Annotated in this window: 17 protein-coding genes and 1 pseudogene; 15 read left to right on the forward strand and 3 right to left on the reverse strand. The window is 60.2% G+C overall.

The genetic code is table 11. The annotated features are described in order from the left end of the window. The first annotated feature begins 101 nt into the window (after positions 1 to 101). From acnD to AC0SZ7_RS17205, 10 genes are all read left to right on the forward strand, one after another. Positions 102 to 2,696 (forward strand): Fe/S-dependent 2-methylisocitrate dehydratase AcnD, encoded by a 2,595-nt coding sequence (acnD, locus tag AC0SZ7_RS17160; RefSeq protein ID WP_475505489.1) that lies wholly within the window; start codon positions 102 to 104, stop codon positions 2,694 to 2,696. Positions 2,697 to 2,707: 11 nt separating this feature from the next. Beyond that, positions 2,708 to 3,910 carry a 2-methylaconitate cis-trans isomerase PrpF gene (gene prpF / locus AC0SZ7_RS17165; protein ID WP_475505490.1) on the forward strand — a complete coding sequence of 401 codons (1,203 nt, stop codon included), beginning with the start codon at positions 2,708 to 2,710 and terminating at the stop codon, positions 3,908 to 3,910. 103 nt (positions 3,911 to 4,013) lie between these two features. Further along, positions 4,014 to 4,556 (forward strand): TetR-type transcription factor C-terminal domain-containing protein, encoded by a 543-nt coding sequence (locus AC0SZ7_RS17170; RefSeq protein ID WP_475505491.1) that lies wholly within the window; start codon positions 4,014 to 4,016, stop codon positions 4,554 to 4,556. A 282-nt stretch (positions 4,557 to 4,838) separates the two neighbouring features. Beyond that, entirely contained in the window at positions 4,839 to 6,509 is a 1,671-nt protein-coding gene (locus AC0SZ7_RS17175) for a DUF1302 domain-containing protein (RefSeq protein ID WP_475505492.1), read from the forward strand. Positions 6,510 to 6,525: 16 nt separating this feature from the next. Beyond that, entirely contained in the window at positions 6,526 to 7,881 is a 1,356-nt protein-coding gene (locus AC0SZ7_RS17180; protein ID WP_475505493.1) for a DUF1329 domain-containing protein, read from the forward strand. Positions 7,882 to 7,928: 47 nt separating this feature from the next. Next, entirely contained in the window at positions 7,929 to 8,957 is a 1,029-nt protein-coding gene (locus AC0SZ7_RS17185) for a WD40/YVTN/BNR-like repeat-containing protein (protein WP_475505494.1), read from the forward strand. A gap of 21 nt (positions 8,958 to 8,978) precedes the next feature. Continuing rightward, complete coding sequence (locus AC0SZ7_RS17190) at positions 8,979 to 11,402, forward strand: efflux RND transporter permease subunit (protein WP_475505495.1); 2,424 nt, start codon at positions 8,979 to 8,981, stop codon at positions 11,400 to 11,402. A 98-nt stretch (positions 11,403 to 11,500) separates the two neighbouring features. After that, on the forward strand, positions 11,501 to 12,481 hold the full coding sequence (locus AC0SZ7_RS17195) for a LysR family transcriptional regulator (protein ID WP_475505496.1): 981 nt from the start codon (positions 11,501 to 11,503) through the stop codon (positions 12,479 to 12,481). A 125-nt stretch (positions 12,482 to 12,606) separates the two neighbouring features. Continuing rightward, the gene (locus AC0SZ7_RS17200) at positions 12,607 to 13,797 is read left to right on the forward strand and encodes a M20 aminoacylase family protein (RefSeq protein WP_475505497.1); all 1,191 of its coding nucleotides are present in this window, start codon (positions 12,607 to 12,609) and stop codon (positions 13,795 to 13,797) included. A gap of 45 nt (positions 13,798 to 13,842) precedes the next feature. Beyond that, positions 13,843 to 15,153 (forward strand): MFS transporter, encoded by a 1,311-nt coding sequence (locus tag AC0SZ7_RS17205; protein WP_475505498.1) that lies wholly within the window; start codon positions 13,843 to 13,845, stop codon positions 15,151 to 15,153. Here the strand turns inward: AC0SZ7_RS17205 and AC0SZ7_RS17210 are convergent. From AC0SZ7_RS17210 to AC0SZ7_RS17220, 3 genes are read right to left on the reverse strand one after another with little or no spacing between them, the layout of a single operon-like run. Next, complete coding sequence (locus AC0SZ7_RS17210; protein ID WP_475505499.1) at positions 15,150 to 15,899, reverse strand: SDR family NAD(P)-dependent oxidoreductase; 750 nt, start codon at positions 15,897 to 15,899, stop codon at positions 15,150 to 15,152. The two genes, AC0SZ7_RS17205 and AC0SZ7_RS17210, sit on opposite strands and share 4 nt — an antisense overlap. 6 nt (positions 15,900 to 15,905) lie before the next feature. Next, positions 15,906 to 17,192: an acyl-CoA dehydrogenase family protein gene (locus AC0SZ7_RS17215; RefSeq protein WP_475505500.1), complete on the reverse strand. Its 1,287-nt coding sequence runs from the start codon at positions 17,190 to 17,192 to the stop codon at positions 15,906 to 15,908. A gap of 22 nt (positions 17,193 to 17,214) precedes the next feature. After that, positions 17,215 to 18,237: a phosphotransferase family protein gene (locus AC0SZ7_RS17220; protein WP_475505501.1), complete on the reverse strand. Its 1,023-nt coding sequence runs from the start codon at positions 18,235 to 18,237 to the stop codon at positions 17,215 to 17,217. Between the two features lie 201 nt (positions 18,238 to 18,438). Between AC0SZ7_RS17220 and AC0SZ7_RS17225 the strand changes: the two genes are divergently transcribed. The 5 genes and pseudogenes from AC0SZ7_RS17225 to fadB all read left to right on the forward strand — a co-directional run bounded on the left by AC0SZ7_RS17225 (position 18,439) and on the right by fadB (position 26,157). Then, positions 18,439 to 19,647, forward strand: a complete 1,209-nt coding sequence (locus tag AC0SZ7_RS17225) for an acetyl-CoA C-acetyltransferase (RefSeq protein WP_475505502.1) — start codon at positions 18,439 to 18,441, stop codon at positions 19,645 to 19,647. An 18-nt stretch (positions 19,648 to 19,665) separates the two neighbouring features. Continuing rightward, the gene (locus AC0SZ7_RS17230; protein ID WP_475505503.1) at positions 19,666 to 21,822 is read left to right on the forward strand and encodes a 3-hydroxyacyl-CoA dehydrogenase NAD-binding domain-containing protein; all 2,157 of its coding nucleotides are present in this window, start codon (positions 19,666 to 19,668) and stop codon (positions 21,820 to 21,822) included. Between the two features lie 12 nt (positions 21,823 to 21,834). After that, positions 21,835 to 22,992, forward strand: a complete 1,158-nt coding sequence (locus tag AC0SZ7_RS17235; protein ID WP_475505504.1) for an acyl-CoA dehydrogenase family protein — start codon at positions 21,835 to 21,837, stop codon at positions 22,990 to 22,992. Positions 22,993 to 23,003: 11 nt separating this feature from the next. Then, positions 23,004 to 23,981 (forward strand): annotated as a pseudogene (locus AC0SZ7_RS17240) (NAD(P)H-dependent flavin oxidoreductase); the annotation flags it as partial. A gap of 46 nt (positions 23,982 to 24,027) precedes the next feature. Further along, positions 24,028 to 26,157, forward strand: a complete 2,130-nt coding sequence (gene fadB / locus AC0SZ7_RS17245; protein ID WP_475505505.1) for a fatty acid oxidation complex subunit alpha FadB — start codon at positions 24,028 to 24,030, stop codon at positions 26,155 to 26,157. The last annotated feature ends 5 nt before the right edge of the window (positions 26,158 to 26,162 follow it).

A 26,162-nucleotide genomic window follows, 5' to 3' on the forward strand; every position in this document is an offset into this window, starting at 1 on the left:
GATGGGGCCCGCAATATCGCCATCGCGGCCAAGGCCGGCTCCTACGGATGAGTGCTCGCCCTCGCGATTGTGTGACCGACACCGTGAATGAGCCCACTACCATGAACACTCAATACCGCAAGAACCTGCCAGGCACCGCCCTGGACTATTTCGACACCCGCGCCGCCATCGACGCGATCAAGCCCGGCGCCTACGCCACCCTGCCCTACGTGTCCCGCGTGCTGGCCGAAAACCTGGTGCGCCGCTGCGAGCCGGCCAGCCTCAGCGCCTCCCTGAGCCAACTGATCAACCGCCAGCGTGACCTCGACTTCCCCTGGTTCCCGGCCCGCGTGGTGTGCCACGACATCCTCGGCCAGACCGCGCTGGTGGACCTCGCCGGCCTGCGCGACGCCATTGCCAGCCAGGGCGGCGACCCGGCGCAGGTCAACCCGGTGGTGCCCACCCAACTGATCGTCGACCACTCCCTGGCCGTGGAGCGCGCAGGCTTCGACCCGCAGGCCTTCGAGCAGAACCGCGCCATCGAGGACCGCCGCAACGAAGACCGCTTCCACTTCATCGACTGGACCAAGAAGGCCTTCAAGAACGTCGACGTGATCCCGCCCGGCAACGGCATCATGCACCAGATCAACCTGGAGAAAATGTCGCCGGTGATCCAGGTGCGTGACGGCGTGGCCTTCCCCGACACCTGCGTGGGCACCGACAGCCACACCCCCCACGTCGACGCGCTGGGCGTGATCGCCATCGGCGTCGGCGGCCTGGAAGCCGAGAGCGTGATGCTCGGCCGCGCCTCGTGGATGCGCCTGCCGGACATCATCGGCGTCGAACTCACCGGCCAGCTGCAACCGGGCATCACCGCCACCGACATGGTGCTGGCCCTGACCCAGTTCCTGCGCCAGCAGAAAGTGGTCGGCGCCTGGCTGGAGTTCCACGGCAAGGGCGCGGCGAAGCTGACCCTGGGCGACCGCGCCACCATTTCCAACATGGCGCCTGAATACGGCGCCACTGCAGCGATGTTCTACATCGACCAGCAGACCATCGACTACCTCAAGCTCACCGGCCGTGAAGACCAGCAGGTGCAGCTGGTCGAAGAGTACGCGCGGCGAACCGGCCTGTGGGCCGACAGCTTGAAGACCGCCGAGTACGAGCGCACCCTCAGCTTTGACCTGAGCACCGTGGTGCGCAACATGGCCGGCCCCAGCAACCCCCACGCGCGCCTGGCCACCAGCGACCTGGCGGCCAAGGGCATCGCCGCACCCTGGACCGAGACGCCGGGGCAGATGCCCGACGGCGCGGTGATCATCGCCGCCATCACCAGCTGCACCAACACCAGCAACCCGCGCAACGTGATCGCCGCAGGCCTCTTGGCGCGCAACGCCAACCGCCTGGGCCTGACCCGCAAGCCGTGGGTGAAGACCTCGCTGGCGCCCGGCTCGAAAACCGTCAAGCTGTACCTGGAAGAAGGCGGCCTGCTGCCGGAACTGGAACAGCTGGGCTTCGGCGTGGTGGCCTTTGCCTGCACCACCTGCAACGGCATGTCCGGCGCCCTGGACCCGGCCATCCAGCAGGAGATCATCGACCGCGACCTGTACGCCACCGCCGTGCTCTCGGGCAACCGCAACTTCGACGGGCGCATCCACCCCTACGCCAAGCAGGCGTTCCTGGCCTCGCCGCCGCTGGTGGTGGCCTACGCCATCGCCGGTACCATCCGCTTCGACATCGAGAAGGACGTGCTGGGCCACGGCCCTGACGGCGCGGAAATTCGCCTCAAGGACATCTGGCCCAGCGACGCCGAAATAGACGCCCTGGTCAAATCCTCGGTGAAGCCCGAGCAGTTCCGCCAGGTGTACATCCCCATGTTCGCCATCCACGAGGACACCGGCCCCAAGGTCAGCCCGCTGTACGACTGGCGCCCCATGAGCACCTACATTCGCCGCCCGCCCTACTGGGAAGGCGCCCTGGCCGGCGCCCGGCCGCTCAAGGGCATGCGCCCGCTGGCGGTGCTGCCGGACAACATCACCACCGACCACCTGTCGCCCTCGAACGCCATCATGCTCGACAGCGCCGCCGGCGAGTACCTGGCGAAAATGGGCCTGCCCGAGGAAGATTTCAACAGCTACGCCACCCACCGCGGTGACCACCTGACCGCCCAGCGCGCCACCTTCGCCAACCCCAAGCTGTTCAACGAAATGGTCAGGGAAAACGGCCAGGTCAAGCAGGGCTCCCTGGCCCGCGTGGAGCCCGAGGGCCAGGTGATGCGCATGTGGGAGGCCATCGAGACTTACATGAACCGCAAGCAGCCGCTGATCATCATCGCCGGTGCAGACTACGGCCAGGGCTCGTCGCGCGACTGGGCCGCCAAGGGCGTGCGCCTGGCGGGCGTGGAAGCGATTGCCGCCGAAGGCTTCGAGCGCATCCACCGCACCAATTTGGTGGGCATGGGCGTGCTGCCGCTGGAGTTCCTGCCGGGCACCAACCGCCACACCCTGGCCATCGACGGCAGCGAGACCTATGACGTGGTCGGCGCACGCACCCCGCGCGCCACCTTGACCCTGGTGATCCACCGCGCCAACGGCGAGCGCCTGGAGGTGCCGGTGACCTGCCGCCTGGACACCGCCGAGGAAGTCTCCATCTACGAAGCCGGCGGCGTGCTGCAACGCTTTGCCCAGGACTTCCTTGAACAAGCCCCCGCGGCCTGAGGAGCGATGCCATGAGCTACCCCGCACAAATCCGCATTCCCGCCACCTACATGCGTGGCGGCACCAGCAAGGGCGTGTTCTTCAAGCTTGATGACCTGCCTGCAGATGCCCGCCAACCGGGCCCGGCCCGTGACGCGCTGCTGCTGCGCGTGATCGGCAGCCCAGACCCGTACGGCAAGCAGATCGACGGCATGGGCGGCGCCACCTCAAGCACCAGCAAGACGGTGATCCTCAGCCAGAGCACGCGGCCCGGCCACGACGTGGACTACCTGTTCGGCCAGGTGGCCATCGACGCGGCGTTCATCGACTGGACCGGCAACTGCGGCAACCTCTCGGCCGCCGTGGGTTCGTTCGCCATCAGCAACGGCCTGGTGCCGGCCGAGCGCATCCCGCGCAACGGCGTGGCCACCGTGCGCATCTGGCAGGCGAACATCGCCAAGACCATCATCGCCCACGTGCCGATCACCGACGGCGCGGTGCAGGAAACCGGCGACTTCGAGCTGGACGGCGTGACCTTCCCCGCCGCCGAAGTGCAGCTGGAGTTCATGGACCCGGCCGCCGAGGAAGAAGGCGGCGCAGGCGCCATGTTCCCCACCGGCCACGTGGTGGACGACCTGGAGGTGCCCGGCATCGGCACCTTCAAGGCGACGCTGATCAACGCCGGCATCCCCACCATCTTCCTCAACGCCGCCGACATCGGCTACACCGGCACCGAGCTGCAGGACGCCATCAACGGCGACCCCAAGGCCCTGGCACGCTTCGAGACCATCCGCGCCCACGGCGCCCTGCGCATGGGCCTGATTTCGCACCTGGACGAAGCCGCCACGCGCCAGCACACGCCCAAGGTGGCCTTCGTCGCCGGGCCCGCCGCCTACACCGCGTCCAGCGGCAAGGCGGTGCAAGCCGGCGACGTCGACCTGCTGGTGCGCGCGCTGTCCATGGGCAAGCTGCACCACGCCATGATGGGCACCGCCGCCGTGGCCATCGGCACCGCTGCGGCCATCCCCGGCACCCTGGTGAACCTGGCCGCCGGCGGTGGCGCGCGCCAGAGCGTGCGCTTCGGCCACCCCTCCGGCACCTTGCGCGTGGGCGCCCAGGCCGAGCGGGTCAATGGCGAATGGAAGGTGCTCAAGGCCATCATGAGCCGCAGCGCGCGGGTAATGATGGAAGGCTGGGTCAGAATTCCGCGCAGTGGTAACCACCAGAGGGTCTAAAACAATGCATGCCCGCGATGGCTTCCCAACCAAGAGACAAGCCCAATCCGCTCCAGATGACGATCAGCTTCGGCCTGGGGGGGCCGGGCGCAGGCTTCGAGACGTGGCGCTTTCCTTATTCGTCCAGGAAGGCTTTGCCAATATCAGCCTGAGGACGCTCGGCAAGCACCTTGGCGTACAAGCCGGCTCCCTTTACAACCATTTGGACAATAAACAGGGCCTGCTTTTCGAGCTTATTCACGAGCACCTTGAAGGCCTGGTGGAGACGGTAGAACAAAAGGTGCGCAAATTCAGCAGGACCGAGGACAAGCTCAAGGCTTTCGTTTCAGTGCACCTCGCATTCCAAACCCATGAACGGCAATGTGCGCAGCTCATGGGCTTGGAGCTTCGCAGCCTGTCGCCCACCCACCGGAGTGAGATTGACACGCTGCTTCAGCGCTACCATCAATGCCTGGACACCATTGTGCGCACAGGTATCGAGCGTGGCGTGTTTGCACCTCAGGATCTTGGCACCAGTACCAGTAGCATTCTAGGCATGCTGACAAGCGCCGCGTTCTGGTTCAATGGCGGTACCGAACACTCTCGAGACCGCCTGATTACGCACATGAACACCATGATCATGGGCGCGCTAGGCGCGTACCGATAGCCGCCCCCTTGCGTTTCCATTTGCTCCCCTGCGCCACAATGGCGGTTTACCGATCGACGTTGTGGCGTCTCTGTCTCAAGCCTGCACTGTCTGCCCTGCGCTGATCAAGACTCACTGCCGCCGGTGGCTATCCAATCTCGGCATCATCATGCCGATTCTCGAATAGTCGCGATGCCCCCCCCCCTTTAGCATCCAACAGCAGACAGGTAATCCATACACCTGATGCCAAACATCCGCCGAGATGTGCTTTTGTACCTGGTTCTGGACTGTGGGGGCAATTTGATGAGGCAAGTGATTCGAGGTGGCAAATCCAAGGGACAGCGATGTGCATCCGCATTAACTCTGGCAGTGCTTACCGGCGTGGGCATGTCGACCGCCGAGGCGTTTGACTTCGATCTTACCGATACCGACTGGCATGGACGATGGGACAACACGCTGAGGTACAACCTGGGAGTGCGCGCTGAGGGGCGGGACTCAATGATAGGTAACTCGACCTCAATGCAATCGTCCGACTACAGTTTCAACCGTGGGCATGTCGTTACCGACAGGTTTGACCTGCTGTCGGAGCTCGACCTGATATACCAGGAACGCATGGGCTTGCGCATCAGCGGCTCGGCTTGGTACGACAATGCGTACGACAGCGATGTTCACACCAACCCAGGGCAGTACGCTCCAGGCGTAAGCTACTCGGACATCGGCAGCTACGAGGGCAACAAATACTCAAACTATACCCGACGCTATTACGAAGGTCCCTCGGGGCAGTTGCTCGATGCCTTCGTGTTCTCGAAGTTCGACATCGGCGACATACCCGTCAGCGTTAAGGCGGGGAGGCACAACGTGTACTGGGGTGAATCCCTGTTCAGCCTGGTACACGGGGTATCTTACTCTCAAGGGCCGGTTGACCTCGCCAAGGCCCAGGCGAACCCGGGCACCGAGGCAAAGGAGCTGTACTTGCCCCTCACGCAGGTCTCTTCTCAATTCGACCTTACCGATACTCTGTCCCTGCAGACCCAATACTTCTTCGACTGGGAAGCATCGAGGTATGCGGAAGGTGGGACTTACCTTGCCGCCAGCGATGTCGTGTTAAACGGTCCAGATCGCATGTTCGTCGCGAACACCGCCAATGGGCCGCTGTTCGCGCGCCGCCTTGATGCCCGTGAGGGCAGCAAGGTCGGCGATTGGGGCATAAACCTGCGCTGGTCGCCAGAGGCACTCAACAGCTCGACCATCGGTGTCTACCTTCGGCAGTTCGATGAAAAGTTGCCGTGGTTGCTTGTGAATACTCAAGATCCCGCCAACATGACCTACCGAGCCTCATACGCACGGAACACCCGCCTGCTGGGCCTGAGCCTGGCAACCAATCTAAACGGCCTAGCTGTTGGAAGTGAGCTGGTCTATCGCCGTAACACTGCGCTCAACAGCACGTCCTTGGTGGCGGGGGACGAAGGCGCGCGTGGAGATACGTTACACGCGCTGATCAACGTCATGGGCAGTATCAACTCCACTGCTTTCTTCGATGCCCTGAACTGGTCTGCAGAGATCACCTATAACCGGTGGCTACGGGTGCGCAGTAACGAACAGTACTTCAACGCCGGCGGCTACGCATGCAGCGGTGGCACATGGAGCGGCTGTGTCACGCGCAACTTCGTGGGCGGCCAGATCAGCGTCAGCCCAAGCTGGAACTCGATCATTGACGGCGTAGACCTGTCGTTTCCCATCAGTTTCAGCGAGGGCATCAAGGGCAATTCGGCCGTGCTGGGGGGTGGAAACCAAGGTTCTGGCAGCTACAGCCTGGGGCCGAGCGTCCTGATCCGCCAGCGCTATCAGATTGACCTCAAGTACATCGATTACCTGGCCCGCTACAAAGACAACGGCACCCGCATTACCGCTTCCAATGGCGCCCAGCTGCAGGATCGTGGCTGGGTTGCGCTGACGGTGAAAGCCGCATTCTGACCCCTGGAGCATGACCATGACATTGATTGCCCGCATTCCCCACACCCTGCTGTGCACATTGTTGACGATGAGTACAGGCACAACGTTTGCCGCCCAAGACAATGACGCGCCCGGTAACCCACTGACTGCCTTCGGCGCCGTCCAAGGCGCCAACGCCGATGGCAGTATTCCTTCCTACACAGGAGGACTGACCACTCCCCCCGCCCACTACATCTCCGGCAGTGGCGTGCGCCCGGATCCGTTCGCCAATGATGCCCCCATTCTACGAATCGATGCACAAAATATGGCGCAATACGCGGATCAGTTGACTGAGGGGACCAAGGCCCTCCTGAACACATACCCCAGCATGTACATGGACATCTACCCCAGCCGACGCTCGGTGGCTTATCCCGCGCAAGTACTGGAAAACACGCGCAAGAACATCCAACGTGCACACAGTACCGAAGGCGGCTTGGCCGTGGAAGGCGCCCTGGCTGGCTTTCCTTTTCCCCTCCCCGCAGACGGTCAGCAAGTCATGTGGAACCACCTGCTCGCCTATTCTGGCGCGGTGAAGGACTACTCCTCGCAAACCTGGATCGTGGCGGGCAATAGTGCACCCCTTCTGAGCCTGGTGCAAAAAATGCACGTCGAGTCGCCCTTCTATCAAGCCGACGGCGGTGAGGATACTGAAAAGTATTACAGCAAGGCCGTATCGGAAACCACTGAGCCTGCCCGTAACGCAGGTCAGAAAATCCTGTTCTACAAGGCACTAAACCCCATTAAGGGTGGAGACCTCTCCTGGTCCTACGTACCCAGCCAACGCCGCGTGCGGCAACTGCCTGATTATGTGTACGACTCGCCCATCGGCAGCGCAGGTGGCTACATGGTCATCGATGACGCTGGACTGTTCAGCGGCGCCCTGGATCGCTTCGATTTCAAGAAGATCGGCAAAAAAGAGGTATTCATTCCGTACAATTCCTACAATGCGCTCTATGGCTGCCCTACCGAGCAGTTGCTTAAACCAGACGTGTTGGCACCCCAGTGCATCCGCTGGGAGAAACACCGTGTTTGGGTAGTCGAGGCCGACCTCAAGCCTGGCCTGCGCCATATTTACAGTAAACGCCGGTTCTACTGGGACGAAGATAGCTACCTGGCCGGGGCCACCGAGAACTACGACAGCAGCGGCAAATTGTACAAGGTCGGTTATTCGTTGATGGCCCCTGCCTACGAGGTGCCAGCCCCCATGGCTGACACCACAGTTTTCTACGATTTAACGGCCAAAGCCTACGTGCTCTACAACTATGCTGGGCAATCTGGAGGTTATAAATTCACCCAGCCCTGGCCAGCCAAAGCCCTGACCTCACAGGCGATGGCCGGGGCGGGTATTCGCTGATGGTGGCCGGATTGATCGGGGGCTGGCGTGTGCTCCTGGTTACGGCAATGGTCCTGGCCATTGCTGCCCAGGCGCATGCCGACGTCAACGCCTTCATTGACCCGTTGCTCAGCCCTGCCGTTACTCGATCAAACCCGGAGCACGGTAGTTTTGTCGCCCTCGCCCACGCAGGCTCGCGCCTTGTAGCAGCCGGCGCCAGGGGGCGTATCGTCTACTCGGATGACCATGGCGACCACTGGTATCAAGCACAAGTGCCCGTGCAATCGGATTTGGTCGCGCTGAGCTTTCCCGACCCTGCCCAAGGATGGGCCGTGGGTCACGCAGGTGTGGTGCTGCACACCAGTGACGGCGGCCGTTCATGGCAAAAGCAATTGGATGGCATCCAGGCTGCAGTACTGATCACTGATTACTACATCAATTGGCAGCCAAACGAGCACCCGCAAGCCGAACAACTGCAGGCAACAGGCGCCCAGTTAAGGGCAGATGGGCCTGACAAACCTTTTCTCGATGTGTGGTTTGAGGACAACCAACATGGTTTCGTCGTGGGTGCTTATGGTTTGATCCTGCGCACCACTGATGGGGGGCAGCACTGGATACCTTGGTTGGACCATGTCGACAATCCTCAAGGGCTGCATCTATTCGCTATCCAAGGCAATTCCAATGGGCTGTTCATTGCAGGCGAACAGGGTTTGCTATTGCAATTTGACCGGCTGAAACAGCGCTTCGAGCAACGTAGCCTGCCCTATCAGGGCACCCTCTTCGGATTGCAGGCACACGACAACGCGCTTTACGTATTTGGTATGCGCGGGCATGTGCTGCGCAGCGTGGCGGGCGGCCCCTGGGAATCCCTTGGCAACAGCGACAGTAGCAGTGTCACCGCCGCCACCACGCTGTCCAGCGGCCAAGTGGTATTTGTCAGCCAGGCTGGCAACCTACTATATGCGGCCACTGGCAGCGACGTACTGAATGTCAGGCCCTCACAAGCAGGGATGCCACTCGCCTCCCTGATTCAAGACAACAATGACCACTGGGTGTTCGCCGGCGCACTAAGCGTGCTGGTGCGAAGCGCGCCCTGATTGGCAAAGGCTGGAGGTAGGGTGAATACAACCAAGCGATCAACAGGAAGCGAGCGCTGCGCCGCCGACCTTGACAGGCATTCAGGCAGCCGGATTGAACGGCTCATTTTCAACCACCGCGCATTCATTATCGCGCTATGTGTACTGATCACTGGGCTACTTATCGGGCCCGCCCTGCAGCTCAAAATGACGGCCAGCTACGAAAGCACGCTGCCGCACTCGCATCCCTACGTGCGTAACTACCTGGAGAATAAAGACCAGCTAAGGGGGCTGAGCAATACCTTGCGCATTGTGGTGCAGAACCCGAACGGCAGCATCTACGATGCCGATTTTCTGGACACGATGCGCCGCATCAATGACGCTTTTTACCTGCTCAAAGGCGTTGATCGGCCTTGGGTAAAGTCAATCTGGAGCGCGTCAGTCCGTTGGACCGAGGTCACCGAAGATGGCTTCAGAGGCGGCCCCGTCATGCCGGCTGATTTCAACGGCTCGGCCGCCAGCCTCGCGCAACTGGCAAGCAATGTACAAAGGGCCGGGCAAGTGGGGGGGCTGGTCTCCAACGATCAGACCTCGGCCATGATCATCTTGCCCCTGATGGATAACGCCGCTGGCGGTGAGATGCTGGACTACGCAGCCTTCAACCAGCAGTTGGAAGATCTGCGCCAAAGCTTCCAGGCAACCGGATCAGTGAAACTCCATATCATCGGTTTCGCGAAGGTGATGGGGGATCTAATCGATGGGGTACACAAGGTAGTTGCCTATTTTGCAGTCGCCGCCCTGATCGTCGCCATTGTGATATTCCTCTACCTGCGCTGTCTGCAAAGCACAGCACTGCTGATGACCTGCTCACTGACCGCAGTCATTTGGCAGTTGGGCCTGCTCAAGGTGGCCGGCTTAGGGGTAGATCCTTACTCAATGCTGATGCCGTTCTTGATCTTCGCGATCGGCATCAGCCATGGTGCGCAAAAAATGAATGGCATCATGCAGGACATCGGGCGTGGCCTGTCGGCGTACGTCGCGGCTCGACTGACGTTTCGCAGACTTTTCCTCACTGGCTTCGCGGCACTGCTGGCTGATGCGGTTGGGTTTGCCGTTCTATTGCTGATCGATATCCCGGTCATCCACACCCTGGCCTTGGCGGCCAGCATGGGTGTAGCCCTGCTGATTGTGACTAACCTCATCCTGCTCCCTGTCACGCTATCCTACTGCGGGGTCAGTCATCGTGGTGTACGTCATGCGCTGCGTGGACAAAGGCGCGCGCGCCAGGGTAGCAGCGCCATAGCCTGCTTTCTGGTTTCGTTGACTACGCCAAAGCGCGCGAGCCTTGTCTTGTTGATCGCGATGATCATAGGTGCTGGTGGCTACCAGCTGGGCCGCCGCTTGCAAGTGGGCGACCTGGCAAACGGGGCACCCGAGTTGCGCGCCGACTCTCGCTACAACTTCGACAATGCCTATATTCTGAGCCACTACGCCCTTTCCAGTGACCAATTCGTGGTCATGGTCAAAACCCCGAAGGATGGCTGCCAGACCTACCCTACCCTAGTGGAGACCAGTCGTCTGGCCGATGAATTGGCCAGCGTGGAGGGCGTACAGTCGACGCGCTCACTGCCGGACAGCCTGCGCAGAATAATTGCCGGCAATTTTGAGGGCAGCGCTAAATGGGAAAGCTTGTTACACAACGACGGGGTACTGGGCAATGCCATTTATACCGCCGGCAGCCTCGCGCCTGAACTGTTCAACCGGGACTGCTCAGTTCTGCCCGTAATAGCTTCGCTAACAGATCACAAGGCCGTCACTTTGACACGAGTGCTACAGGTCTCCGAAGCGTTTGCCCGCGACCACAACACCTCGGAACGTGAATTCGTATTGGCAGCTGGAAATTCCGGCATCGAGGCGTCTACCAACATTGTCGTTCAACGCGCCGATCACTTGATACTGTTCTACGTATATACGGCGGTTGCCCTGCTCTGCCTAGTGGTATTTGGTAGCTGGCGCGCGGTTGTGGTTGCCCTCATTCCCCTGGCGTTGACCTCGGCACTTGTCGAAGCATTGATGGTAATACTGGGGATGGGGCTGAAAGTAGCAACCCTGCCCGTCATCGCCTTGGGCGTCGGAATTGGCGTCGACTATGCGCTGTACCTGCTGAGCACCCAACTTCAGGCACTACGAGCGGGGAGTAGCCTTGCAGATGCATTCAATCACGCGCTGCAGTGTACGGGCAGAGTCGTGGCCATGGTCGGCGTGACGCTCGCTGCTGGTGTCGTTACATGGGCATGGTCACCCATAAAATTTCAGGCAGACATGGGCATACTACTGACGCTGATGTTCATGATGAATATGTTGGGGGCTTTGCTGCTAGTACCTGCCCTTTCACAGTTCCTGTTGCGCCAACCCGGTGCGGTCGCGCAACGCACGGGGCAACCCAGCCACGTGCAAACCCACTAGCTACACAGTTGAATTCCCTGCTGACTCTGAACCCATGGTGGGGCATATTTCTTGCTAAAGTCCAGATAGACCAATAACCAGAAGACTATCGGACGCCCATGAAAATTCACCAGCTACGCGCATTGATCACAATTAGCGAATGCGGCAGTATTCAAGAGGCTTCTCGACTGCTGCATATTTCGCAACCAGCACTGTCACGAAGCATCAAAGAACTGGAAGCGGAACTGGGTGTTTACTTGTTGGTACGCTCCAATCGAGGCATAACCCTGACCGAGTATGGGCAACGCCTGATAGGGCGTGCCCGGTTGGTGGTTGAAGAGTTACGCAAAGCTCGCAATGAAATAGAAACGCTCAAGGGCACGATGAAGGGTAGCGTGACCTTGGGCGTCACCCCCGTTTCCCCCGGCGACCAGTTCATGGACTGCATCGCCAAATTCCACAAACTTTATCCTGATGTCAATTTGACAATCCAGGAAATGCGCCCTCCCCGACTAATGGAAGGGTTGCGCGAGGGACGTCTGGACCTGATCCTCACGACACAGTCGACACAACCCAGTTCCGACGGATTCCAGTGGTCGGCGCTCTACACTCAACCCAGCGTTCTAGCGGTACGCAAGGGACATCCCCTCAGACACGTCAGGCACTTGCAAGCGTTGCGGGATATGGATTGGTTGTTGTTTGACGCTTTCGAAGATTCGTTGCTGGCCGGTTTCTTCGCACGCTTGCACATTGATCCACCCGCGCGAGTGATCGAGTGCTCGTCCTTGGGCCTTAGTCTCGGATTGAGCACACGAACCGATGCCATCAGTTTTATGTGCCAGCCGCTGGTTGTTTCGAGTTTGTTTAGAGAGCGCCTGGATTTCTTGCAACTCGAAGAGGAATTACCGTGCATGACCATCTCCATGGTCAGCCGCGACCCGGAGTTGATGTCCCGCGAAGCCAAAACACTGGCGGCCGATATGCTCTACGCATTCCGCGATCACAGAGCGACGCAAGGCCCGCCGTCGCCGTCGGCAAATCAGGGCAAGGCGTTCTTTCCTTCATCCGTCGTTTCAGGCCAGCACATGTTGCGGCATTAGTTCCCTCTCCACGGGTGGTGTGTTGCGATACCAAATACAAATAGCCATACGGAGACATGATTATCCAACAGGGCCGCATTCGGCCATGCTCCGGTTCTCGACCGACAACCTTGGAGTTATCAACGATGAGTGTCCCAACCGATCAATTGATCGCTGCCATCCACCGCAGCAAGGAAGAATTCACGCGCATTCGGCGGCATATTCACCAACACCCTGAACTGGGCTTCGAGGAGTATCAAACCAGCCAACTTGTCGCAGACTCTCTACGTCAATGGGGATATGAAGTTCAGGAGGGCATTGGAGGAACCGGTGTTGTCGGAATCCTGAAGCTGGGAAGTTCCACACGCAGCATTGGCTTGCGTGCGGACATGGATGCCTTGCCCATCATGGAAGCCAACGGCTTGGCGCATCAGAGCATGTCGCCTGGCAAAATGCACGGCTGTGGCCACGACGGCCACACGGCCATCTTGCTGTGTGCCGCCCGTTACCTGGCGCAAACCCAAGGTTTTGACGGGACGTTGACACTCATCTTTCAACCAGCCGAGGAAACACTGGGCGGCGCCGTGGCCATGATGAACGATGGCTTGTTCGAGCGTTTTCCATGCGACGCGGTCTTTGCTCTTCATAACGCTCCCGGCTTGCCGATCGGCATGTTCATGGCCAAATCCGGCTCACTTGCGGCATCCTCTGACCAGGTCGATATTCGCTTGATTGGCGTGGGTGGTCACGGTGCCATGCCCCACCTTACCCGCGATCCGGTAGTCGCTGCGGCCGAACTTGTCCTGGCACTGCAAAGTATCGTTTCGCGCAGCGTACCCGCCAGCGAAACCGCCGTGGTTACCGTAGGGGCCGTGAAAGCCGGCGAAGCAGCGAATGTCATTCCAGCTTACGCCGATCTCAAACTGAGCGTGCGTGCCACAACGCTTGAAACCAGACAACTGCTCAAAAAGAGGATTGGCGAAATCACCCAAGGTGTTGCCAGTGCTCATGGCATGGATGTGCAGTACGACTACCGCGAATTGGTGGGGACGGTGCAAAACTCCGACAACGAAACGCTGTTGGCTCAAGCGGTGATCCGCGAATTGTTCGGGGCCGAGAAACTGCTGACCCAACCATCCAAAGGCGGATTGGGCAGTGAAGATTTCGCTTGGATGCTGGAAAAGAGGCCAGGTTGCTACATTGCGCTAGGCAATGGCAACAGCGGACCCTGCGGCTGCTCCGTGCACAATCCAGGTTATGACTTCAACGATGAGGCCATTCCTTATGGCGCCAGCTATTGGGCTCACCTTGTCTACCGGTTTCTGGCCGCTGCCTGACAACGATGCCGTCGCTACAGACGGCACTTGCCAAAGGATACCATCATGATCAACTCGAACAACCGGCAGCGCAACATCGTCATCGCATTGCTGATGATCGTAGTCATTATCAGCACACTAGATAAAGCTGTTTTTGCCTTCGCGGGCGTTCAGATCATCAATGATCTGGGCTTAACCGCCGCCCAGTTCGGCTTAGTGGCCAGCGCGTTTTTCTTTCTTTACTCCGTGTCGGGCATAAGCGTGGGATTTTTGGCGGATCGATTGGCCACTCGCTGGATATTGATGGGCATGGCAGTCGTCTGGATGCTCTCGCAATTGTTGGTGGTGATAAGCAGCACTTATATGGCGTTGCTCATCAGCAGACTGCTGCTTGGGGCCGGGACCGGCCCTGCGACGGCAGTGACACAGCATGCCTGCTTCAAGTGGTTTACGCCCCGGCAGCGGGTGCTTCCCGCGTCGCTGATCACCAGCTCTATGATGATCGGCGGAGTACTCGCGGCCACGCTGATGCCGGCCTTCATCGACCACTGCGGTTGGAGAAACGCCTACCTCGCACTTGCAACACTTGGCCTTTGCTGGTTGGTCCTGTGGACCTTGCTTGGCCGAGAGGGCGAGGAAACTGGTAGGGTTGGCGAAATGCGACGGGACGCAGGCAGTCGTGTCCCATATCGGCAGTTGCTGCGCACGCCAAGTTTCCTCTGGACGACACTCATGGGGTTCCTGAGCTTTGTCCCTACCTCCCTAGGCCTTAGCTGGTCGATGGTGTATCTGCAAAAAGGCCATGGTTTCACCGCAATTGAGGCGGGGTATCTGACCTTGGCCATGACCGTGGCCATCATGGTTCTGACCCTGCTGGCTTCGGCCTTGGCGCAGAAAGCAATGGCCAATGGCTGCAGCGACCGCGCCGCGTTGGTGGCGCCCGCCTTCTTGTCCTGCGCTCTGGGAGGGATAGCGTTTACCGCCCTTTGGGTCTGGCCCTGGGATCCTACAACGGCCATCTCGCTTTTTGTGGCCGGCAATCTATTGATGAATATTTTGCCAACGTTCGGGCTGACTATCACCGCCCATATGGTGCCTTCTGGCCAGCGCGGCAGCATGTTGGCCATCTACAACGGCTGTGTGACCTCTGCCGGGATGCTAGTTCCGACGCTGGTGGGATACCTGATTGAGTGCAAGGCGGGCGACATCAAGGCCGGGTACGAGCTGGCGGTGGCGAGTTTCGGTTCAGTCACCTTGGTCTGTTCGCTGGCTGGCCTGGCGATCGTCAAGCCCGAACAAACGCGGCTAAAGATAATGAAGATGGCGCAGGGCCCGTCACCTAGTCCGCAAGTGACGGGCTTGGTCAGTGGTACCTAGCCGATCCCACCATCGACGCGCACCAGGCTGCCTGAGCTGAACGAACTGCAAGGGCTGGCCAGATACAACGCCGCCGTGATGATTTCTTCCGGCTGGCCTGGCCGGCCCAGCGCATTGTCGAAACGTTCGCGAGCAACCGCGGGCCAGGCCTTGGCAACATCGGTCAAAAACGGGCCGGCCGACAACGTGTTGACTCGCACCTTGGGCCCATATTCCTTAGCCAGCGACTCAGTCATGGCATTAAGCGCCGCCTTGGCACCACAGTAGGGGACCACAGCCGGCAATGGACGCAGCGCTCCAGTACTGCTCACATTGATGATGACCCCGCCCTGCCCGGTCGCCATCTGCGCCGCCACCCGCGCTGCCAGTCGAAACGGCCCTTTGAAGTTAACCTGCAACACTTTGTCGAACAGCGCCTCCTCCGTATCATGGGAAGCAGGAGCCACAGGAGACATACCGGCATTATTGACCAGAATATCAACACGACCAAAATGGGCAAACACGCGCTCGAGCATCAAGTCAATGTCTGCCCACTCTCCCATGTGGCAGCGAACGGCAATGGCTTCGCGCCCCATGTCGCGAATCAAGCGCGCGACGGTTTCACAGGCCTCCAGTTTGCGACTGGCGATGATGACATCGGCGCCTTGGCGGGCGTATGCCAACGCTATTTCGCGACCCAACCCACGGCTTCCTCCCGTGATCAGCGCCACCTTTCCGGTCAAGTCGAAGTAGTCGATTCGCGTCATGGGCAGCTACTCCAGGTAAGCCTTGAACTTGACCCTGGCCGCCTCGCGTCGTGCCACCAAGTGCTCCGAGGGGAACAGACCGGGGGCGGGTCGATAACGCTTGAGCAGACTCTTGGCGACCCCCACCTTGTGTACCTCGGTCGGTCCATCGACCAACGCCATCGACGCGGCGTAGATCCACATCTGTCCCAGAACCATTTCATCACTTACCCCCAGCGCCCCGTGAACTTGCATGCATCGCTGGACAATATCGTGGTAGACCTTGGGTGCTGCGGCCTTGATGGCGGCGATGTACATCTGGTTGGCCTTGTAGTCATGGCCGTTATCAATACGCCAGGCCGTTTCCAGTACCAGCAGCCGGTATTGGCGCAGCTCTATAAACGAGTCGGCCAGGTATTGCTGGACCACCTGTTTGCTGGCCAGTGGTTCCCCCTTGGTATGGCGCGACAAGGCACGCTCGGCCATCATGTCGATAGCTTTCTGGCATTGACCAACCGTACGCATGGCGTGGTGTACCCGCCCGCCCCCGAGCCGTGCCTGGGCGACCGCGAAGCCCTTGCCCTCTTCGCCTAGCAGCGCATCGGCGCTGACGCGCACATTGTCATACCGGATATAGGCATGTGCCCCCTCCCCGGGATTCTCCCCATAAACCCCAGGATTACGCAGAATATTGATTCCGGGCGTGTCAGCAGCCACCAGAAACATCGAAGTACCGGCATGGACAGGCACGTCCGGATTGGTCACGCACATGACGATCAGGAAGCTGGCGTACCGAGCATTGGAAGAGAACCACTTCTCACCGCTGATGATCCAGTCGCTGCCATCGCGCACCGCGCGGGTAGTAAATACTGCCGGGTCGGCACCGCCCTGTGGCTCGGTCATGGAATAGCAGGAGACGATGTCGCCATTGAGCAATGGCTGCAAGTACCTGGCCTTCTGCTCGGCGGTGCCGAACATGGCCAAAATCTCGGCGTTGCCGGTGTCGGGCGCGGCAGTGCCAAATACAGTCGGGGCCCAACTCGAACGACCGAGGATCTCGTTCATCAGCGCCAGTTTGATCTGGCCATAACCCTGCCCGCCCAACTCAGGCCCCAGGTGGCAAGCCCACAGTTCCTGCTTGCGCACTTCATCGCTGAGGGGCTTGATGATGGCGCGCGCCGCCTTGTTTCCGAGATCGTACGGTGCACTCATATCGGGCCAGAGCGTATCCAGGGGTTCAATCTCCTCCTTGACGAAGCGCTCCATCCAATCGAGTTTTTTCTGAAAATCAGGTTCGGTGCTGAAGTCCCACATGGGCTGCTCTCTCGCTGTCAGGTCAAAGGAGGGTGGAAAAATGCAGGCCGCGCTGGATCATGTCGGGTACCTGCTGTTCCATGCTTGCGTGAGCGGCAAGGTCTGATTTACCTGCCTGGTACCGTGCATAGGCACCTTCCATGATGATCGCCAGCTTGAACATCGACAGCGCCATGTAATAAGGCAATGCGCTGATGTCCAGCCCCGTCTTGGCGGCGTAGCGTTCGGCCAATTCGCGCCGCGCAGGCATCCACTGCCAGTCAATATAATTGGCATAGCTCTCGGGCTCGCCTGCTTGCTGCCATCCCGCCAGCATCCAGCCAAGGTCCAGCAACGGATCGCCGATGGTGGCCATCTCCCAGTCCACGATCGCCCCCAGGCGGACAGGGTTGCTGTGTTCATACATGACATTGATGAATTGGTAGTCGCCGTGAATCAGGGAGGCACGTTGCATGGCCGGGGTATGCTGCGCCAGCCAATCGCCGAGCCTAGCCAGCCCCTCGATATCGCGGGTTTTGTAGCGCTCCAACTGGGCTGACCACCGAGCCACCTGGCGCTCCAGGAAATGCTCAGGCTTGCCGAAGCCTTCAAGCCCGAGGCCTTGCCAATCAGCATTGGCCAATTCGGCCAACGCATCCACCAACTCAAAGGCCAATGTGCGATGGGCCTCGGGACTTTGGGCAATCGTCGCTGGCAATGGGTTCTTGCCGGCGAAGCCGTCATGCCACTCGAGCAACGCGAAAGGCGAGCCAATGACCTGAGGGTCTTCACAGCCGGCGATCAGCCGGGTATGGGGGATGCTGCTGCGGCCAATGGCGCGTAACAACTTCATCTCCCGCAGGATGTTGTTGGCACTGGCATCGTTGGCCACCTGCGGCGGTCGCCGCAGCGCGTATGAGCGTCCGTTGGCCTCGACTTTGTAGATGAGGTTGCTGGCGCCGCCCTGAACCACTTTGACGCTCAGCCCCTCTGCTGCGCCCAGAGTTGCCCTCAGCCAGGCCCCCAGCCTTGGCAGGTCTGGCAGAAATTGCGTTGCATCCGTCATGTGCCGTCTCCTCTTATTGGTCGCTTTTATTTCGAAGATCAAACAACATCATTCATCATTATGATCTACACGATTTCACTTCATGTCAATGACTGGCAGAGCGCTGGAAGATGCTTGTTTTATGATATAGATGATTATAATCTTTAAGCCTCATAGGCGATCCGAGCCCAGCTGTCGCCAAGGCATTTCGAGGGTCTTGAAGTGAACGATGCTTATATCTACGACCATGTACGCAGCCCGCGGGGCAAAGGCCGTCCTGACGGCGCCCTGCATGAGGTCAGCGCTACCGCGCTGGCAGCGCAAACACTCCAGGCGCTGCGTGCACGAAGCGATCTGGATACGGCCTTGGTCGAGGACGTTTTCCTGGGGTGTGTCATGGCTGCCGGCGAACAAGGGGCGAACATCGCCCGCGTCGCGGCGCTCCAAGCCGGTTATGCGCAGACGGTGCCCGGCCTGCAGCTCAATCGCTATTGCGCATCGGGCCTGGATGCGGTGAACCTGGCGGCCTCGACCTTACGTTGCGGCCCGGCCCAGGCCATCGTTGCCGGGGGCGTGGAATGCATGTCGCGCACCCCCATCGGCTCGGACGGTGGTTCGGTGTACACAGACCCACAGGTTGTGTGGAATACCTGGTACGTCCCGCAAGGCATCGGCGCAGACCTGATCGCCGAACAAGACAACTACAGCCGCGAAGACGTTGATAGTTACGCCCTGCGCAGCCAGCAGCGCGCCGCTATGGCGCAACAGGAGGGGCTGTTCAAGGCGTCACAGTTCACCGTCACTGACATCCTCGGCCAACCGCTGCTGGATCGCGATGAGGCCATCCGCCCAAACGCCACCCTCGAGGATCTGGGCAAACTCAAGCCCGCCTTCGAAGCCACTGGCAGTCAGAACGGCTTCGACGCCGTGATCCTGCAACGCTACCCCCAATACGAGGCGGTTCGCCACGTCCATACCGCAGGCAACTCCAGCAGTATCGTCGACGGTGCGGCCACGGTTTTACTGGGCACCGCACAGTTCGGTCGTGACCAGGGACTGGCTCCCCGGGCAAAAATTCGTCATTACACCGCCATCGGTTCCGAGCCGGCGATCATGTTGACTGGCCCTGCGGCGTGCACCGAAAAACTGCTCAGGCAGGCTGGGTTGACCATCAAGGACATCGATCTGTTCGAAGTCAACGAAGCCTTTGCCTCGGTAGTCATGCGCTACATGCGCCACTTCGACCTTGACCCGGCAAAGGTGAACGTCAACGGCGGCGCGATAGCCCTGGGTCACCCGTTGGGTGCAACCGGCGCAATGCTTGTGGGCACGGTGCTCGATGAGCTTGAGCGCCGCGACCTGAATACGGCCATCGTCACCTTGTGCGCGGCGGCCGGCATGGCCACCGCAACCCTGATCGAACGGGTCTGAACCATGGAGTCCATAACGATGAACACCCTGAGAATCGAACGGGACGGCGATGGCATCGTGGTCATCACCATTGACCTCCCCGAACGTAGCGTAAATATTTTCACCGAAGAGTTTGTCACCGACCTGAGCGCTGCGGTGAATCACGTGCTTGACGACGCCACGGTATCAGGCGCGATCCTGACTTCAAGCAAAGCAGCGTTCATCGCCGGTGCAGACCTCAAGGCACTGGTAGATGCCTATGACCTGGGCGTCGATGCCGCTACCGCCGCTCGCCGCTTTACCCGTGAAACAGCCGTGATGCGCCGTATCGAAACCGGCGGCAAGCCCTTCGTCGCGGCCCTCAACGGCCTGGCGCTGGGTGGAGGCCTGGAACTGGCGCTGGCCTGTCATTACCGAGTACTGATAGACACCCCAAGCGCCCAAGTCGGCCTGCCTGAAGTGACGGTTGGCCTACTGCCCGCAGGAGGGGGCACACAACGACTGCCCCGCATGCTGGGCATCGAAAAGGCGCTGCCGTTGTTGCTCGAAGGTGTATCGCTCAAGCCGGCTCAGGCATTAGAGCTAGGCATTGTCGATGAAGTGGTGCCTGCCGGCCAATTGCTTGCTACAGCCCGGCGCTGGCTCGCCGGGGCACCGTGCGCCGTGAAGCCATGGGATGCAAAAGGCTTTCACGTGCCCGGCGGGGTCGGCTGCCTGGCGCCCCATGCAATACGTTCTTTCCAGTTTGGCACTACTCAGGCCAAGGCCTTGGGGGCTGACAACTACCCTGCCCGCTTGGCCATTCTCTCGGCCGTTTTCGAGGGCAGCCAATTGCCCTTTGACAAAGCGCTGGAGGTTGAAGCCAAGTACTTTGGCACGTTGCTGGCGAACCCTGTCGCGCGCAACCTGATGCGTACGCTGTTCATTAACAAAGGCGCCGCGGACAAGCTGGCCCGCCGGCCACACGGCCCTGCCAAAAGCCAGGTGAGCAAACTCGGCGTACTGGGGGCTGGCATGATGGGCGCGGGTATCGCTTACGCCGCAGCCGTCGCAGGCATTCAGGTCACCCTGCTGGACACCGATGCCGCAGCAGCTGAGCGCGGCAAGGCTTATTCGGCCAGCCTGTTGGAAAAAGCCGTTGGCCGGCAGGCGCAAACCCGGGAATACGCCGATGCATTGCTGGGGCGGATTACCCCCAGTACGGATTTTTCCACGCTGTCAGGCTGTGACATGGTCATTGAGGCGGTCTTCGAGAACCGTGAAGTCAAAGCCCGGGTCATCGCCAACGCGCAAGCCTGGATGCCGGCGCACGCCATTTTCGCCAGTAACACCTCAACCTTGCCCATAACCGGCCTGGGCGAATACTTCGCTCGCCCCGAGCAGTTTATCGGCCTGCATTTTTTCTCGCCGGTCGAGCGCATGCCGCTGGTGGAAGTGATCGTTGGCCGGAGCACCAGCATCGATACCATTGCCAGGGCACTGGACCTGGTCGGTCAGTTGCGAAAAACGCCGATTCTGGTTAACGACAGCCCAGGTTTCTACACCAGCCGCGTGTTCTGTACCTACATCGATGAGGGCATGGCCATGCTGGCCGAAGGGGTCAACCCTGCACTGGTGGAGAATGCTGCCCGCCTGGCAGGCATGGCCACCGGACCGCTAGCGGTCACCGATGAAGTATCGCTGGACCTGCAAAAAAAAGTGATCGACCAGGCCCATGAAGACCAACTGCCGAGCAAGCACCTGCGCTTGCACGCCAAGCCGGTCGTGGAGCGCCTGGTCGCCTTGAATCGCCTGGGCCGCAAGAACGGCGGCGGTTTCTATGAATTCCCCCCAGGCGCCAAAAAGCGTCTATGGCCTGGCCTGCTGGACAGCTTCCCCCTGGCGGCCGTGCAGCCACCGGTCGAGATGGTCAAAGACCGACTGCTGTATATCCAGGCACTGGAAACTGCGCGCTGCCTTGAAGAAGGCGTGCTCAGTGACCCGGCGGATGCCGATCTGGGCGCGGTGCTGGGAATCGGGTTTGCCCAATGGACCGGGGGGACCTTATCGCTGATCGACACTCTGGGCATCGGTGCCTTCGTGAGCCGCTGCGATACCTTGGCCAATCAATTCGGCGAGCGTTTCCGCCCTTCGGCATGGCTGCGCGAACGCGCCGTGCGTGGCGATACATTCCACCCGCTGCCCAGCGCCAGCTGAAAGGAAACCAGGATGCTACAGAATCGATTGATCTTCGACAGTGATCACGAACTGTTCCGTGACCAGGTACGCCGGTTCGTCCAGCGCGAAATCGCGCCCAACGTCGACCGCTGGCGTGCCGCGGGCTGCTGTGACCGCGAGATTTTTCGCAAGGCCGGTGACCAGGGCCTTCTGCTGATGTGGGCAGACGAAGTCTACGGAGGCTCGGGGTTGGCCGATTTGCGCTACGAGCAGATCGTTTACGAAGAAGTCATTCGCCATGGCGATATCGGTGTGTTCTTCACCCTGCACTCACGCATCGTTGCACCTTACCTGCAACGCTTCGGCACGGACGCCCAACGCCAGCGGTACCTGCCGGGTTGCGTCGCAGGCACCACCATCCTAGCCGTGGCCATGACCGAGCCCGATGCAGGTTCCGATCTGGCGGGCATGCGGGCCCGGCTGGAGGATAAGGGAGACCACTGGATACTCAACGGCTCCAAACTCTACATTTCCAACGGACTCAACGCAGACTTGCTGGTGGTGGCTGCTCGAACCTCGTCTGAGCGCTATGCGATCAGCCTGGTGCTGGTGGAAACCAACTGGCCGGGCGTGACCCGTACCCCATTGGACAAGATGGGACTGGATGCACAGGACACAGCCATCATCTTTTTCGACAACGTCCGCATTCCCAAGGACAACGTGTTGGGCGAGCCAGACAAGGGGTTTGCCTATCTGGCCGAAGGGCTGGCAGAAGAGCGTTTGCTGTCTGCCTGCCAGTCGATCGCGCATGCCCAGGTCGCATTCGACTTGACGCTGGACTATGTCAAGGACCGTCGTGCCTTCGGTCGCCCGGTCGGTACCTTCCAGAACAGCCGCTTCGTGCTCGCCGAGCTGCGTGCCCAGTTGGATTGCCAGCAGATCTGGATCGACCAGCTTGTACTGCAACACAACCAAGGGCTGCTGAGCGCTGAAGCCGCCGCGGCTGCCAAACTGCTGACCTCCGAGCTGGAAGGTCGGGTCATGGACCAGTGCGTGCAACTGCATGGCAGTGCCGGCTACATGGACGAATACCGGATCAGCCGCATGTACCGCGATGCGCGTGTCTCGCGAATTTTCGCCGGTACCAGCGAAATCATGAAAGAAATCATTGGCCGGGCCCTGGGCCTGGATGAGCGCAAAGTCAAGTAAAAGAGGCTGTCACCATGAAAACTCGTATTACCGAACTGCTTGGCATTCGCTACCCGATCATCCAAGGCGGCATGCAGTGGGTGGGCCGCGCGGAGTTGGCCAGCGCCGTCTCCAATGCCGGAGGACTGGGCATCCTCACAGGCCTGACGCAGCCCACCCCTGAAGACTTGGCCAAGGAAATCCGTCGCTGCCGGGAAATGACCGACAAGCCCTTCGGCGTCAACATGACGATTTTTCCCACCATCAGCCCTCCCCCCTACGACGAGTACATCGACGCCATCATCGCTAACGGGGTAACCATCGTTGAAACGGCAGGCAATAAAGCAATCAATTACCTGCCCAAGATGAAAGCCGCCGGCGTGCGCATCATCCATAAATGCGTGGCCGTGCGCCACGCCTTGAGCGCTGAAAAGCTGGGCGTCGACGCCATTAGCATCGACGGTTTCGAGTGTGCTGGCCACCCGGGCGAGGAGGACATTCCAGGCCTGGTGCTGATCCCGGCCGCAGCCCGTGCGCTGAAGATTCCCATCATTGCCTCCGGTGGCATCGGCGATGGCCGTGGGTTGGCCGCGGCGCTGGCGCTGGGCGCTGAAGGCATAAACATGGGTACACGTTTCTGCCTGACTCAGGAGGCGCCCATCCACCCGGAGGTCAAAGCCGCCTTGCTCAAAGGCACCGAGCGCGATACCAACCTGATATTCCGCACCCTTAACAACACCGCAAGAGTGTTCAAGAACGCCATCTCTGACGAGGTCGTCGGCACCGAGCGACGGCCAGGAGGCTGTGCCTTCGAAGATATTCGTCCGCTGGTTGCCGGGGGCCGAGGCCGCGCCGCGCTGGAGTCAGGCAACGTCGACGACGGCATCATTACCGCCGGCATGGTCCTGGGTCTGATCGACGATATTCCAAGCTGCGCGGAGTTGTTGGAGCGCATGGTCGGCGAATGTCGCGAACGCCTGGCGTTCGCCACCCACCTGGCCGCCCACTGAACACATTAATGCCTCACCTGAACAATTAGATAAAGCAGGTCAACGCATGTACCAAGGTCAAACACTGCAACTGGTCCCCCTGGACAACCAATTGGTCGAACTGCGGTTCGACCGAACCGGCGAAGCCGTGAACAAATTCGACGCCCTCACAGTCGACGAACTAGGGCTGGCCTGCCAGGCCCTGCGCCAGCAGACTGACGTACGCGGGCTGGTGCTGACCAGTGCCAAGGATACGTTCGTAGTCGGCGCCGACATATTCGAATTCAGCGCGCTATTTGATCGCAGCGAAGAGGATCTGGCCGCCTATAACCGAGCGCAAAACGCCGTTTTCGATGATCTCGCCACACTCCCCTTCCCTACCGTGGCCGCAATCAACGGCATGGCCCTGGGTGGTGGCTTCGAGGTGGCGCTGGCGTGCGACTACCGCGTAATGGGCGCCAGTGCCAAAGTCGGCCTGCCCGAAGTGACGCTTGGCATCATTCCCGGCTTGGGTGGCAGCACACGCTTACCCCGTCTGATTGGCGCCACGGCAGCCATTGATTGGATCATCACGGGCACGGCGCAAAAAGCGAGTGTGGTGTCACGGCTGCAGGCGGTCGATGAGGCCGTGTATGACCCTGCAGTACGACAGTGCGCGTTGACCGTATTGCAGCAAGCCGCCGATGGCAGCCGTGATTGGCACGCCCGCCGTGAACAGCGCAACACTGGCTATGTCATTGACGCAGCGGCGTTGGCACAGGCCAAGGAGGCCGCCCGTGTGCGCTGGCCCCACGTGCCTGCTGCACAATTGGCCATCGAGTTGATCGAGCGTTGCGCCGGGATGACGACCCACGATGCACGGCTGGAAGAAAACCGTGTATTCGCCAGCGTGTCGCAAACCCAATCCGCTCATGCATTGATGCAACTGTTCGTCAACGATCAGTATCTACGCAAGAAAGCCAGGGGGTATGCCAAGGCATCGGCTGACATTTCTCGGGCCGCAGTGCTGGGTGCCGGCATCATGGGAGGGGGCATAGCCTATACCAGCGCGGCAAGCGGCGTGCCCACGCTTATGAAGGATATCGCCCAACCCGCCTTGGACTTGGGCATGAATGAAGCGGCTAAGTTGTTGGACAAGCAAGTCACCACTGGCCGTATGGAGCCAGGTAAGGCTGAGCGCATCCTGCAGTCGATCAAGCCTGTTTTGGATTATCAAGGCTTTGAGCAAGTCAACGTTGTAGTCGAGGCGGTTGTCGAAAATCTCAAAATCAAGCACAGCGTACTGGCAGAAGTGGAATCCACGCTGCCACCGGCCGCCGTGCTGGCCTCCAATACCTCATCGCTGTCCATCACCGAGTTGGCGAGCGGCTTGCAGAGACCTGAGCAGTTCGTGGGCATGCATTTTTTCAATCCCGTGCCCATTATGCCGTTGGTGGAAGTCATCTGCGGCCCCAAAACCAGCCCTAAAGCGGCGGCGACCATCGCCAGCTACGCCAACACCCTGGGCAAGACACCGATCGTGGTGAAGGACTGTCCCGGGTTTCTGGTCAACCGCATTCTCACTGCCAATGTGCTGGCCTTTCTGCGATTGATACATGACGGCGCGGATTACCAAGCCATCGACGCCGCCATGGAAGCGTTTGGCTGGCCCATGGGGCCCGCCTACCTCCAGGACGTGATTGGCATGGATACCTCCCTGCACGTCATCGATGGCATTGCTCAAGGCTACGGTGAGCGCCTGCTACCCGGTTTCAAGCATGCCGTGCAGCACATGGTCAACGAGGGGCGGCTGGGACAGAAAAACGGCGTCGGTTTCTATCGATACGACAAGGACCCCAAGGGCCGCCCGGTGAAGTCCGTGGATCCCGCTACCCGTGATTTGCTGGCGCACCTGCAGCCCGACGGCCCCCAAGAATTCGACGCCGCCGAAATCGTCGAGCGGATCATGCTGCCGACCATCATCGAGGCAGCCCGTGCACTTGAGGAGGGGGTGGCCGACAGTGCCATCGAAGTCGATATGGCGCTGATACTGGGCCTGGGCTTTCCCCGCCATGTTGGCGGCGCCCTGAAGTATGCGGACTGGCTTGGCGCCTCCAACCTGTTGGCAGCCTGCCAACGTTATCAGGCCCTGGGCGGCCTGTATCGCCCTACCGAGCAGATGGTGCAGATGGCTGCCCGTCAACAACGTTTCTATTGACTACC

The organism is Pseudomonas sp. JC1203 (genome assembly GCF_056175065.1).

Coding starts and splice junctions, on each gene's coding strand:
- AC0SZ7_RS17210 (WP_475505499.1), bottom strand. CDS start 15,899: ATGACGCGAATCGACTACTTCGACTTGACCGGAAAGGTGGCGCTGATC.
- AC0SZ7_RS17195 (WP_475505496.1), top strand. CDS start 11,501: ATGAAAATTCACCAGCTACGCGCATTGATCACAATTAGCGAATGCGGC.
- AC0SZ7_RS17220 (WP_475505501.1), bottom strand. CDS start 18,237: ATGACGGATGCAACGCAATTTCTGCCAGACCTGCCAAGGCTGGGGGCC.
- AC0SZ7_RS17200 (WP_475505497.1), top strand. CDS start 12,607: ATGAGTGTCCCAACCGATCAATTGATCGCTGCCATCCACCGCAGCAAG.
- AC0SZ7_RS17180 (WP_475505493.1), top strand. CDS start 6,526: ATGACATTGATTGCCCGCATTCCCCACACCCTGCTGTGCACATTGTTG.
- prpF (WP_475505490.1), top strand. CDS start 2,708: ATGAGCTACCCCGCACAAATCCGCATTCCCGCCACCTACATGCGTGGC.
- fadB (WP_475505505.1), top strand. CDS start 24,028: ATGTACCAAGGTCAAACACTGCAACTGGTCCCCCTGGACAACCAATTG.
- AC0SZ7_RS17175 (WP_475505492.1), top strand. CDS start 4,839: ATGAGGCAAGTGATTCGAGGTGGCAAATCCAAGGGACAGCGATGTGCA.
- AC0SZ7_RS17205 (WP_475505498.1), top strand. CDS start 13,843: ATGATCAACTCGAACAACCGGCAGCGCAACATCGTCATCGCATTGCTG.
- AC0SZ7_RS17230 (WP_475505503.1), top strand. CDS start 19,666: ATGAACACCCTGAGAATCGAACGGGACGGCGATGGCATCGTGGTCATC.
- AC0SZ7_RS17235 (WP_475505504.1), top strand. CDS start 21,835: ATGCTACAGAATCGATTGATCTTCGACAGTGATCACGAACTGTTCCGT.
- AC0SZ7_RS17185 (WP_475505494.1), top strand. CDS start 7,929: ATGGTCCTGGCCATTGCTGCCCAGGCGCATGCCGACGTCAACGCCTTC.
- AC0SZ7_RS17215 (WP_475505500.1), bottom strand. CDS start 17,192: ATGTGGGACTTCAGCACCGAACCTGATTTTCAGAAAAAACTCGATTGG.
- acnD (WP_475505489.1), top strand. CDS start 102: ATGAACACTCAATACCGCAAGAACCTGCCAGGCACCGCCCTGGACTAT.